Source organism: Meiothermus granaticius NBRC 107808 (assembly GCF_003574355.1).
Taxonomy (GTDB): domain Bacteria; phylum Deinococcota; class Deinococci; order Deinococcales; family Thermaceae; genus Meiothermus; species Meiothermus granaticius.
This window is the reverse complement of record NZ_QWLB01000069.1, coordinates 1-10706: the sequence shown is the minus strand read 5'-3', so window position 1 is coordinate 10706 and position 10706 is coordinate 1. Positions and strand designations below refer to the sequence as shown.

The following is a 10706-nucleotide window of genomic DNA, read 5'->3' as shown; positions in this document are numbered from 1 at the left end:
GTGGAGGGCGGGGTCGGGGGAGCGGATGGGCTCGAGCTGGGGCCCAGAAGGCTGAGGCTCGGCAGGTTGGTCCGGGGCAGCCAGGGGTGGTTCTTCCTCCAGGGTCTGGGGATCAGCTACTGGAGGGCGGCTGGGCTCCTCGAGGGGAGGCGGGGGAGCGGGTTCGGTCGCTGGTGCTGGAACCGCAGGGGCAACCTCGGTGGGCATGGACTTGGCCCGGAGCACATGACCCTTGAGCGACTCCAAAAACGCCTTCAAATCCTCTTTCTGAAAGGCTTTGGGCGAGATCTCCATCAGGAGGCCGCTCTCACCCGAAACCTCGACCCTACCGTTTTCCTTGTTGACCCCGATGCGCTTGATTCGGGCCAGACGCGCTGTTTGTGCGCTGTTGTCGTCCACATAAAATAGCTCTCGGCTGCTGACCGCCAAAAGGCCACCCGGGCCTTCCAAGCGGCTTATAATTTCCGCCGGGGTCAGGCTTTGGAGCTGGGTGTCATATTTGCTCATGGTTAGAAGTCTACACCATGCTCCTGGTGCCAGATCGGTCAATTGGCGCAGCGAGGAGGGATCTAGCCCAATACCAGCCTAAATTTCCCCACATTAAAGGGAGGTTGTAGCATGCAGATGCCCCATCCACTTCTCCTGGGCCACCGGGGGGCACCCCGCCAAGCCCCTGAGAACACCCTCGAGTCCTATCGCCTGGCCCTACAGGCTGGTTTGGATGGCCTCGAGTTTGATGTGCAACGTACCCGAGATGGCGTGTTGGCCATTCACCACGACTTCGACCTAGAGGGCCAACCCATAGCGGAGTTGAGCTGGGCTGAACTGCGGGCATCCGCCCCCGAGATCCCCCGGCTCGAAGAGGTTTTGGCCTTGACCCAGGAATTTCCCGGGATCTGGCTCAACCTCGAGCTCAAGAGCCAACCCCCCGATTCTGACGGGCGAGAGGCCGCCCTGGCCGAGCTTTTACAAGCCCAGCCCAACCTCGAGCGCCTCTGGATCAGCAGCTTTGATCCCTTGGCCCTGATCCGCCTGAAGCATCTGGGGGTAACCGTTCCCCTGGCCCTTTTGGCCTACCAACAGGAGATGCTGGAGCTGCTGCCCTGCCTGCCGGTGCAGGGGGTCCACCCCCACCATAGCTTGCTCAACGAGGCCAACGTATCTGAGTTCAAGGCCAAGGGCTGGTTTGTGGGGACCTGGACCATCAACGACCCCGCCCTAGCCCAAACCCTCCTGCGCTGGGGTGTGGATGTGCTCATTGGTGATTTTCCCGAGCGGTTGCTGCAGACCCGTAGCTGAAATGCACCGAGGCCGCTCCTGGGGTGCGTTACTCTGAAACCATGCAAGGGATGCACTTCAAACTAATTTCCGCCAACGATCCAGATGTCTTTCAAGATCGTCTGAATCGTTTTGTAGAAGGGCTACCGGATGAGGCGCTCCTGCTCGAGATCAAGTTTTCGACCGCCACCACCGGCTCCCAGACCGCCTACTCCGCATTGCTGCAGTACAAGGCGGTGGAGGAGTGGACCAGCTGAGCGCTGGCCTAGGCGATCTGCAGGGCTTGCTGAATGCGCTCCAGGGCTAGACTGACGGCATCATCGGGCAGGTCGCGGTGGGTGACAAAGCGCACCCGGTTGCCCAGCGGATTGGCCAGCACGCCCAATTCCCCCAGCCGCTGGGTGAAATTGGCGGGGCTGGGTACCCCGACATAGACCATGTTGGTCTGCACTGCCTGCAGATCCACCTCGAGCCGCATCCGGAGCAGTCCTTCCGCCAGAGCCCGGGCCATCTTGTGATCCCGGGCCAGGGCCTGGGGGCCTTCGGTGAGGGCTACGATCCCAGCCGCTGCCAGTACCCCGGCCTGGCGCATTCCCCCGCCCAACATCTTGCGGTAGCGATGGGCTTCTGCCCTCAGGGCCTTGGGCATCAACAACACCGAGCCTACAGGGGCCCCCAGGCCTTTGGAGAGACAGATGGAGACCGTATCGAACCCCTGGGCCACCGCTCTGGGCTCGACACCCAGGGCCGTGGCAGCGTTGAACAACCTTGCCCCATCAAGGTGGATGGGCAGGTTGGCCTCACGGGCTACCGCTTGAATGGCGGCCTGCGCCTCTAGCCCCACCACCGTTCCCCCCGCGCTGTTGTGGGTGTTCTCGAGCTCGATTAAACCGGTGGGGGCCTGATGAATTGAGTGGTGGATCGCGGCCCGAACCGCTGAGGGGTCTGGGGCGCCGTAGGGGGCTTCAACCAGGCGGATGGTGCCGCCGGCGAGCACCGCCAAAGAACCGGGCTCATATTCGTAGATATGGGCTCCTTGGGGAGCGATCACCTCCTGACCGCGCCGGAGGTGCACCATCAGGGCTACCTGGTTGGTCATGGTGCCAGAGGGCATGTAGAGCCCAGTTTCGAACCCCAGCATCTCGGCGGCCAGGGCCTCGAGGCGGTTCACGGTGGGATCTTCGCCGTACACATCATCGCCCACCTCGGCCTCGGCCATCGCGCGGCGCATGGTGGGGGTGGGCTTGGTCACGGTATCGGAGCGGAAGTCGAGCGTAGGCATGCGCCTATGCTACCGCTGTGCCCCCTCATTGAGCACCTCACCCTCGGCTTCGATCTGGAAGGCCTCGCCCTTAGCCACCTGGAGCTGGCTAGTTTCAACCCTCACCCGGGCATTGCGCACGATTAGACCGCTGTTCGCGCTGGCCTGTAGCCCCTCGAGCCAAACCTCGCGGATAGGGCGCTCCGGTAAGCCTATTATGAACCCTAACCGATTGGCATTTTGGATGGTGAGCCCGCTCAGGTAAATGTTGTGGAGGTTTGGGGTAGTGGAGGAGATAGATTGGGCGGTATCGGTAGGGGGGATGCGGGGATAATATGCTGAGAAGGAAAAGGCAGTCCCTACGTCCTGCATATACAGGTTGCGGAAGGTGATTTCCTGAACCTCGCCCCCCTGCCCTCGGGAAGTCTTGATGCGGAGGCCGTTTTGGGTCCCCTCAAAGGAGCAGTTCTGAACGGTAATATCGCGTACCCCCCCTTGGGTCTCGCTGCCAATGGATACGCCGTGCCCATGCAAGAAAGTGCAATCTGTAATGGTGATGTCTGAGCTACCCGCCGCAGGATGAGTGGGGTCTATTGCCCCTGATTTGATGGCGATGTTGTCATCCCCGGTATCTATGGTGCAGTAGGAGATACGCACGTTGTGTGTAGACATGGGATCTATGCCGTCGGTGTTGGGGGAATCTGCGGGAGCCCGAATGGTGATGTTGCGAATCTCCACATCTTCCGCAAACGCAGTCACCAGATGGAAGCTAGGTGAGTTGCTCAGGGTCAGACCTTCTACCCGCACCTGCTGCACGTGGGAAAGCTGGATCAGGCGAGGGCGCTTTGGCTCGACAGTCCCAGCCTGCCGGGCAGCCCGTACCTTGGCCCACCAGGATTGACCTTGGCCATCTATGGTTCCCGCGCCGATAATGGCAATGTTGTGTGCGCCTTCGGCATTGATTAAGGCCCACAAGGTGCCGTTGGGGCGCTGATAGACAGAAGGGTCGGAGGTGCCAAGCAAGGTAGCGCCTCGGTCGAGTTCGAAGGTAATGTCGCTGTGTAAGAATAGGGGACCGCTGAGATAGGTTCCGGCTCCCAGCCGCACTACCCCGCCGCCCTTCTGGCTGCAGGCCTCGATCGCAGCTTGGATGGCGGCAGTGTCGTCATGGGGCACTCCTAAGGCCCCGAAGCTTTGCGCGGTGCATACCGGCGCGGCTAAGCCCAGGGAGACCCAGACCAAAGCGACCCAGGTAGCGTATGGCTTTACTCCTAACATGCCCCCAAGCTAAGCCAGAACCCTGAAGTGGTACTGAACCGATGGGCTCTGGCATAATCGGGCTGTGCAATCTTCAGGTATTGCTGGCCTCGAGAAGCCCCTATCCCGCCTGGTGATGGGTGTGGACAATCAAACCACCTTGGATCAAGCTGCCCGTATGTTCGACGACTATGTGAGTCGGGGAGGCAACGTTTTTGACACCGCCTATGTCTATGGCAAAGGGGTGTGTGAGGCGGTGTTTGGGGAGTGGCTCGAGTCCAGGGGCTTGCGTCAGAAGGTGGTGCTCATCGGCAAGGGGGCCCACACCCCCCACTGCACCCCCGAGGCCCTAAGGGCGCAGCTGCTCGAGAGCCTGGGGCGAATGCGTGTCTCCCACGTGGATATTTATTTTATGCACCGCGACAACCCGGAGATCCCGGTGGGTGAGTTCGTGGATGTGCTCAACGAGCACCATAGCGCCGGGCAAATCGGCATATTTGGCGCTTCAAACTGGACGCTGGAGCGGGTACAGGCGGCCAATCAATACGCAGCCTCTAAGCGTCTGCAGGGGTTTAGCGCGGTGAGCAACAACCTGAGCCTGGCCCGGATGGTTGAACCCCCCTGGGTGGGTTGTGTCTCCAGCAAGGACGCGGCCTTCAGGGGTTGGCTCGAGGCCACTCAAACCCCACTGTTTCCCTGGTCGAGCCAGGCTCGAGGGTTTTTCACCCGTGCCCATCCCGACGACACCCGCGACCCTGAGCTGGTGCGCTCGTGGTATAGCCCGGATAATTTCGAGCGATTAAACCGGGCGCGGGCCTTGGCCACTCAAAAGGGTGTGGAACCGATCCATGTGGCGCTGGCCTATGTGCTCTACCAGCCCTTTCCAACGTTTCCGCTGATTGGCCCTAGAACCCCCGAAGAAACCGCCAGCTCGTTTCGGGCCCTCGAGGTCTCGCTGACCCCACAGGAGGTGCGGTGGTTGGATCTTGAGGCCGATCAACCGGCCTAAAGCCAGCCCTTGTCCCGGGCGATTCGGGCGGCTTCCACTCGATTAGAAGCCCCTAGCTTGTTGATGGCTTCGGATAAATAGTTGCGTACGGTGCCCTCGGAAAGCCCCAGCTCGGTGGCAATCTCAGCGCTGCTGCGCCCATCCCCTGCGAGCTTGAGCACTTTGCGCTCCCGCTCGGTCAAGGGGTCGGGTGCTCCCCAGGCTTCAGCCGCTAGGTTCGGGTCAATGGCCCTTCCACCGGCATGGACCCGCCGCACCGCCGCAGCTAGCTCAGAGGAGGGGGCATCCTTGAGCAGATAGCCGCTGGCCCCGGCTTCTAGGGCCCGCCGCAGATACCCGCTGCGGGCAAAGGTGGTCACGATGATCACCCGGGTTTTTAGGCCTAACTGCTGGATTTCAGCAGCTAACTCGAGCCCCCCCATCCGGGGCATCTCGATATCGGTAAGGACCACATCCGGTTGCTGGGCCAGGGTTAGCTCGAGGGCCCGGCTTCCGTCTTTAGCCTGAGCGACCACCTTGATATCCCCCTCGAGCTCCAAAAGGGCCGCCAGTGCTCCCAGCACCAGGCCTTGGTCTTCGGCGATGAGAACGCGGATCATTGGGGTTCAGGAGAGGCTGGGGCTGGGATCGAGAGGTGAGCGATAGGGCTTTGCGAGCCCTCGAGCTGAGCCGGGAAGGGGAGATGAAGGGTCAGGGTGCAGCCGTTGGCGTTCACCAGAGCCAGGGTTCCACCCAGGGCTTCAACCCGGGCCCGCATTCCGGCCAAGCCAGAACCCTCGTGCAGTTGGCCCCCCTTGCCATCGTCTTGGACCACGAGGCGCAGTCCATCACGCTCACCGACGAGCTGCACGGTGCAGTGTCTGGCCCCCGAGTGTCGGATCACGTTGGTCACGGCTTCACGGAGGGCCAGGGCCAGTACCGATTCCTGGGCAGGGGAGAGCCTGACCGACTCGATGTGGGGGTCGAGGAGAATACCAGCCGCCTCCAGCGCCAGCTTCACACCGGCCAACTCTCCCGATAAACCCCGCGGCTTGTAGCCCTGCACAGCCTCCCGCACCTGCTGGGTGGCCTCCCTAGAAATGCGCTCCACATCGCGCATTTCTAGGGCCGCTCGAGCAGGATCACGCACGATCAGCTTGGTGGCCAGCTCAGCTTTGAGGGTGATCACGGAGAGGGTGTGGCCCAGCAGGTCATGTAGATCTCGAGCGATACGTTCTCGTTCGGCGATGGCTGCCAGCCGGACATTTTCTTTCTGGGCTTGCTCGAGCCAACGGGCATAGCGCCGCCGCTCGGCCCCCTGGAGGCTGGAAAACCCGGCGATCAGACAGAAAAATACCCACAGCAGGCCGGTGATGGCCCGCTCAGTCCAGCTAGAACCCGTGAATAAGGCTGCGGCCGCACAAACCAGCGCAAAGAACGCCACCATGCGCTGGGCGGCCTGAGGAGGCTCGAGATCGCCGATACAGGCGGCTGCGTAGATGATAAAACTGCCGGTCATCCAGGGATTGAAGGGCAACATTAACAGCCCCATCCCCACCATGATCAAGGTATAGGTCAGCAGTGGGCGGCCGGTAGCCCCATAGGCCTGCAGATACACGGGCACAAATACCAGAACCGCAACCAGCGAAACCCCCCAGTCCAACACCGAGGCTTCAGGGCCGAGCAAAGGAAAAAAAGGAAAGAGCAAGAAGCCCAGGCTGAGGTAGTGCCAGCCGTTGTGCTCCGGCTTTGCCTTCGAACCTTCCTGCCGAATCCTCTCCATACGCTCCAGTGTAGCCCCCTCAATCGGAGGACGGAGGGTCCAAGCTGGCTCGGCTTTTCTGCAACAAGCCGAGGTTGTAAACAGTGAAATAACCCATGAGCAAAAAGAATAAGGCCAGGGTGAGGGGGCTCGAGTCAAATCCCCAGCCGAGAGGGCTACCAGGAGTATGTACCGCAGAGGGCATGGTCAACAGGCGATAGCCAAAGCGAAGCACAAATACCCCAAACACTGCGAAACCGATGTAGGGGTTGGGGACGTAGTAGCGCAATCCATTTCGGGTTTCAAAGCGGGTATGCACTAGGCTATACCAGGCCAGGCCCCCACCTAGGGCCAGACCCAGCAGGTCGAACAGCCAATCGAGACCCAGGCTAAAGGTGGTGACCCCAATTAATACCGACAACACCCCGTATATCACCAGCCTAACAATCAATGTGCCTGGTTGTAGCAGTTGTGGCCCTAGGCTGCGCTGATAACGCCGAATGAGAAAAAAAGCCCCTAAAGCCACGATACCAAGGATAGAGTAGTCCACGGTTGCTCTCCTCAACTCCAGGATGCCCCAAGCCGGCGATGCAGCCTGAGAAGGCTCCCCCTATCCTCAGCTAAACCGCTGCCCCTGATCACGGCGGTAGCCCCAGGCCGCCAGCACCCCAAACAGCACGGTGTAAGTGGCGAGACCGATAAAAGCCCGAGCCTCCCAAGCACCCCCGGTGACCGCAGGCCAGACCAACTCGCCCCATAGACGGGTAGGGGTATGGGTTGAGATTTTCTGCAGCACTGCCGGGAGTTGGTCCGGTGGAACCCACAGCCCACCTAGAAACGATAGCGGCAAATATAAAAGCTGGGCCAGCGTCCCGGCTCCCTTGGGCGAGGCGAAGTAACCGATGGTGAAGCCTAACAGGCTGATCGGCAGCGCCCCCACCAGAAGGGCTAAGATCAGGCGTCCCCAAGCTAGGGATGAAAGATGGGTGGGGGTGGTCAGATGGGCGGCGACTGCCAGCACCAGGCCTGCGAAGGCCGCGAAGGTGAACCCATTCAAGACCCTCGAGACCATCTGGGCTAGTGGCGAGCCGGGCAGGGTGCGCTCGTAGATGGACCAGCTGCTGGCCCGGTCATTGGCAATTCCTACCGCAAAGCCAAAGAACAAGGAGCCCATCACCGCGAAGATCATAAACGAGCCCATGATGAGGTTGGCGCTGAGCCCATCCTTGGCGTTGGGGGGACCGAAGAATAGGAAGAACACTGCTGGAAACACGATAGACCCCACGAAGTAGCCGGGGTTACGGGAGAGGCTGAGCAGGTTGGCTTTGTACTGGGCTAGAACCAGGTTCATAGGGACCCTCCTCAACTGCGGCTATTGCCCTCAGTGAGGGCAATAAAGGCCTGCTCTAGGCTTACGGGGGTCACCTCGAGGTTGCTGAAGGGAACCTCGAGGGCCACCAGCTGGCGAAGCACCGCGTCGGAATCGGGGGTATAAAGGGTCACTACCCCGTTTTCGGTCTCACTCCGGCTGACCCCGGGGAGCTGCGGTACCTCACCTGCGGTGAACCGCACCTGCCGCAGTCCTACTCGCGCCTTGATCTCAGCCACACTGCCCTCTGCGATCAGGCGGCCCTTGTTGATCACAGCCACCCTCGAAGCGAGGGCCTCGGCCTCCTCGAGGTAATGGGTGGTTAGCAATACCGTTCCGCCCCCGGCCCGGTAGCGCTTGATTCCCTCCCATAGCGTCCTTCGGGCCTCCACATCTAAGCCGGTGGTGGGCTCATCGAGAATGACCAGCTTGGGGTTTCCGGCAAAGGCCAGCGCTACCGCCAGGCGGCGTTTCTGCCCGCCAGAGAGCCCGCCGCACTGCCGCCCTTCCAGACCTGCGAGGCCAAACGCCTCGAGCAGCTCACCCTTCGGTTTAGGGTCAGGATAATATGCTGCGACCAGCTCGAGCACCTCACGGACCCGCAGCTCGTTGGGAAGTCCGGTTTCCTGTGGGGTTACCCCCAGTCCCACCCGAGCCGAGGCTTCGCAGGGGTCTTGGCCAAAGAGCTGTACCCTGCCCCTGTCCGGTCTGCGTAGCCCAGCCAGCAGACCGATGGCGGTGCTCTTCCCTGCACCGTTAGGACCCAAAACGGCCAGAAGCTCGCCCGGATGGATCTCGAGGCTCACCTCATCCAGCGCCAAGACCTGGCCGAAATGTTTGGAAACCCGATCCAAACGAGCCACCGCGAGGTTCTCGAGGGCGGCAGCGGAAGCAAAAAGGGCTTGAGTCATCGGTATTCTCCTAAATTTCAGGATGTCAGCGGCGGCCCGGCTTGCATAGTGGAGGGTGTCAGGTCGGTGGGGTGACAACTGTAAGGAAGAAGGGCCATCCCTCCTGCCTGAAGGGGGTCTGTAAAACGACAAAAGCCCATGCGATGTAAGCCGGCACCGTACCCCTTGAAAAACGCGCGGTCGAAGCCCCGTTGGGGTGTGGCATAAGATGCAATTGCTATGGACGGGCGATCGTATTGGCAACTCGATCCCGACCTTCGGGCGGTATTGCCCAAGGCTTGGAAAACCTGGGAACTCTACCGCGAAGACCTGGTGGGGGCCTGGGCTCTGGCTCAGGAGGCCGAGGAGGGCTCTGCCTCGAGCCCAGGGGAGTGGCCTCGGGGGGAGCCCCAGCGGAAGGCGCTGCTCGAGGGGCTGTCTCCCTTAATCCGGGCTCCGTTCGAAGGGCGGGGTTGGCCTTACCTGTTCACCGCAACCTACTTATTGGGAAACCCCGCCCTGAGTTACTGGCTCTCTAGCATTAGCGGGATGGTGTTTTTGCTGGGCAAGTATGCCCCTGAACTCAGCTCCTTTAGGACCCAGATCCAGGGGGGGATGACCTGGGGAGCAGCTTGGCTGGGCGGGCGGGCCCAGGGCTATGCCCGCGACGAAGCTTGGCGGCTGAGCGGGAAGTTCAGCCTGGTGCCAGGGGTAGGGGTAGCGCAGTATGTGTGGCTGGTTGCTGAGCACGGGGGTGAGGCCCAAGGGCTATTCTTGTTGCCGAGCCACAACCGCCGGAAAGGGCCAAACTACCGCATTGAAGCCCGGCCAGGGACCGAACGCCTGTATGTGCCTTATGGGGCCGCCGAGCTGGAGATGAGCGAGGCATACCTGTTGGGGCATGCGGAGGAGGGGCATCACTATGCGGCTGAGGGGCAGGCCATACAGCAGATGGCCCAGGCCTTGGCTTGGGCTGGATGGGGCCGCCAACTGCAACAAGGAGCCCTTCAACTGCCTGAGGTTTACGCTTCGCCGAGCCCTGATTTGCGCCATACCCTAACAGACTGGGGGGTTCGGCTGGCCGGGGCTCTGGCGCTTGGTTTTCGTGCGGTAGCGGCCTGGGACCGTACCCGGCAGGAATACCCCCCCTATGAGGGTCAGCATTTTGCCCAGTTTTTGGCACTTTTGGCGAAAGCTCGAGCTCAGGAGCACACCCTGGCCATAGCCCACAGCCTAGCCCGTACCCTGGGGGGAAATTTGCTGAGATGGCCCAAGCTGGCCTGGCGAATTGAAGGGGTTGAGCAGGCCCTGCCTTGGGAAACCCCCGCCCACACCGAGGCCGAGCGGGCCAGAGAACTGCTGCTGCAGAGGCGTGTCGGAGCCAGGTTCCAGGCCGACTTTGTAGGACGGCTGCAGATGGTCCGTCGCCGCGAGGCCAGCCTGGCAGCCGAGGTGATCTCAAAGGAGATAAGCCAGCTACAAGCCTCCACTCCAGCCGAGGCTCTTTGGGTTATGCCGCATGCCCTACGCCGAATGGCGGATGCTGCCGCGGTCGCTTTGCTATACGACCTCGAGGCCACCGGTGGGGAACGCTACGCCCGCTTGGGAGAACTCTATGCTCGGCGCTTTTTGCTGGGCGAGTCTTACCCGACTTGGGTTATGAACGAACCTCAGCTATGAGGTGGGTATAGAACAAAAAGGACCCACCCCCTAGGGGGTGGGTCTGGAATCGGGCACAGATTGGGCGAACTTCTTCCCTTGTTTCCAAGGGCGAGCTCCTTAGAAAGGAGGTGATCCAACCGCACCTTCCGGTACAGTTACCTTGTTACGACTTAGCCCCAGTCATGAGCCTTACCCTAGGCGCCTGCCTATAGCTCCCGGCGACTTCAGGCAAAACCCAC

At 61.3% G+C, this 10706-nt stretch carries 12 protein-coding genes and 1 rRNA gene; 4 read left to right on the top strand and 9 right to left on the bottom strand.

Translation table 11 applies throughout. The features are described from left to right. The coding region (locus tag Mgrana_RS15975; RefSeq protein ID WP_119358579.1) for a YcxB family protein at window positions 1-507 on the bottom strand (507 nt) is incomplete at its 3' end. Between the two features lie 111 nt (window positions 508-618). Here Mgrana_RS15975 and Mgrana_RS15970 point away from each other — a divergent pair. Together Mgrana_RS15970 and Mgrana_RS15965 are read left to right on the top strand one after the other, a co-directional pair. Continuing rightward, window positions 619-1299 (top strand): glycerophosphodiester phosphodiesterase, encoded by a 681-nt coding sequence (locus tag Mgrana_RS15970; protein ID WP_119358578.1) that lies wholly within the window; start codon window positions 619-621, stop codon window positions 1297-1299. Window positions 1300-1340: 41 nt separating this feature from the next. Further along, window positions 1341-1535, top strand: a complete 195-nt coding sequence (locus tag Mgrana_RS15965; protein WP_119358577.1) for a hypothetical protein — start codon at window positions 1341-1343, stop codon at window positions 1533-1535. Between the two features lie 8 nt (window positions 1536-1543). On the opposite strand, the gene Mgrana_RS15960 is transcribed toward Mgrana_RS15965, so the two are convergent. Together Mgrana_RS15960 and Mgrana_RS15955 are read right to left on the bottom strand one after the other, a co-directional pair. Further along, on the bottom strand, window positions 1544-2560 hold the full coding sequence (locus Mgrana_RS15960; RefSeq protein ID WP_119358576.1) for a threonine aldolase family protein: 1017 nt from the start codon (window positions 2558-2560) through the stop codon (window positions 1544-1546). Window positions 2561-2569: 9 nt separating this feature from the next. After that, window positions 2570-3781: a glycoside hydrolase family 28 protein gene (locus Mgrana_RS15955; RefSeq protein ID WP_170146506.1), complete on the bottom strand. Its 1212-nt coding sequence runs from the start codon at window positions 3779-3781 to the stop codon at window positions 2570-2572. Between the two features lie 100 nt (window positions 3782-3881). On the opposite strand from Mgrana_RS15955, the gene Mgrana_RS15950 reads away from it, so the two are divergent. Next, the gene (locus Mgrana_RS15950; protein WP_206075104.1) at window positions 3882-4805 is read left to right on the top strand and encodes an aldo/keto reductase; all 924 of its coding nucleotides are present in this window, start codon (window positions 3882-3884) and stop codon (window positions 4803-4805) included. Here the strand turns inward: Mgrana_RS15950 and Mgrana_RS15945 are convergent. The 5 genes from Mgrana_RS15945 to Mgrana_RS15925 form a co-directional block, all read right to left on the bottom strand. Further along, window positions 4802-5404, bottom strand: coding sequence for a response regulator transcription factor (locus tag Mgrana_RS15945; protein ID WP_119358573.1), 603 nt, complete (start codon window positions 5402-5404; stop codon window positions 4802-4804). The two genes, Mgrana_RS15950 and Mgrana_RS15945, sit on opposite strands and share 4 nt — an antisense overlap. Then, window positions 5401-6567 (bottom strand): sensor histidine kinase, encoded by a 1167-nt coding sequence (locus tag Mgrana_RS15940; protein WP_186813119.1) that lies wholly within the window; start codon window positions 6565-6567, stop codon window positions 5401-5403. The genes Mgrana_RS15945 and Mgrana_RS15940 overlap by 4 nt, the downstream gene beginning before the upstream one ends. Window positions 6568-6586: 19 nt before the next feature. Continuing rightward, the gene (locus Mgrana_RS15935; protein ID WP_119358572.1) at window positions 6587-7096 is read right to left on the bottom strand and encodes a CcdC protein domain-containing protein; all 510 of its coding nucleotides are present in this window, start codon (window positions 7094-7096) and stop codon (window positions 6587-6589) included. A 66-nt stretch (window positions 7097-7162) separates the two neighbouring features. Continuing rightward, window positions 7163-7897 (bottom strand): ABC transporter permease, encoded by a 735-nt coding sequence (locus Mgrana_RS15930; RefSeq protein ID WP_119358571.1) that lies wholly within the window; start codon window positions 7895-7897, stop codon window positions 7163-7165. 11 nt (window positions 7898-7908) lie between these two features. Continuing rightward, window positions 7909-8826 (bottom strand): ABC transporter ATP-binding protein, encoded by a 918-nt coding sequence (locus Mgrana_RS15925; protein ID WP_119358570.1) that lies wholly within the window; start codon window positions 8824-8826, stop codon window positions 7909-7911. A 219-nt stretch (window positions 8827-9045) separates the two neighbouring features. On the opposite strand from Mgrana_RS15925, the gene Mgrana_RS15920 reads away from it, so the two are divergent. Beyond that, the gene (locus Mgrana_RS15920; protein ID WP_119358569.1) at window positions 9046-10485 is read left to right on the top strand and encodes an acyl-CoA dehydrogenase family protein; all 1440 of its coding nucleotides are present in this window, start codon (window positions 9046-9048) and stop codon (window positions 10483-10485) included. A gap of 103 nt (window positions 10486-10588) precedes the next feature. Here Mgrana_RS15920 and Mgrana_RS15915 read toward each other — a convergent pair. Further along, window positions 10589-10706, bottom strand: a 16S ribosomal RNA gene (locus tag Mgrana_RS15915); the annotation flags it as partial.

Excerpts from the sequence above, each read along its gene's own strand:
- Mgrana_RS15970 (WP_119358578.1), top strand. The coding sequence starts at position 619 with ATGCAGATGCCCCATCCACTTCTCCTGGGCCACCGGGGGGCACCCCGC.
- Mgrana_RS15965 (WP_119358577.1), top strand. The coding sequence starts at position 1,341 with ATGCAAGGGATGCACTTCAAACTAATTTCCGCCAACGATCCAGATGTC.
- Mgrana_RS15960 (WP_119358576.1), bottom strand. The coding sequence starts at position 2,560 with ATGCCTACGCTCGACTTCCGCTCCGATACCGTGACCAAGCCCACCCCC.
- Mgrana_RS15945 (WP_119358573.1), bottom strand. The coding sequence starts at position 5,404 with ATGATCCGCGTTCTCATCGCCGAAGACCAAGGCCTGGTGCTGGGAGCA.
- Mgrana_RS15940 (WP_186813119.1), bottom strand. The coding sequence starts at position 6,567 with ATGGAGAGGATTCGGCAGGAAGGTTCGAAGGCAAAGCCGGAGCACAAC.
- Mgrana_RS15930 (WP_119358571.1), bottom strand. The coding sequence starts at position 7,897 with ATGAACCTGGTTCTAGCCCAGTACAAAGCCAACCTGCTCAGCCTCTCC.
- Mgrana_RS15925 (WP_119358570.1), bottom strand. The coding sequence starts at position 8,826 with ATGACTCAAGCCCTTTTTGCTTCCGCTGCCGCCCTCGAGAACCTCGCG.
- Mgrana_RS15920 (WP_119358569.1), top strand. The coding sequence starts at position 9,046 with ATGGACGGGCGATCGTATTGGCAACTCGATCCCGACCTTCGGGCGGTA.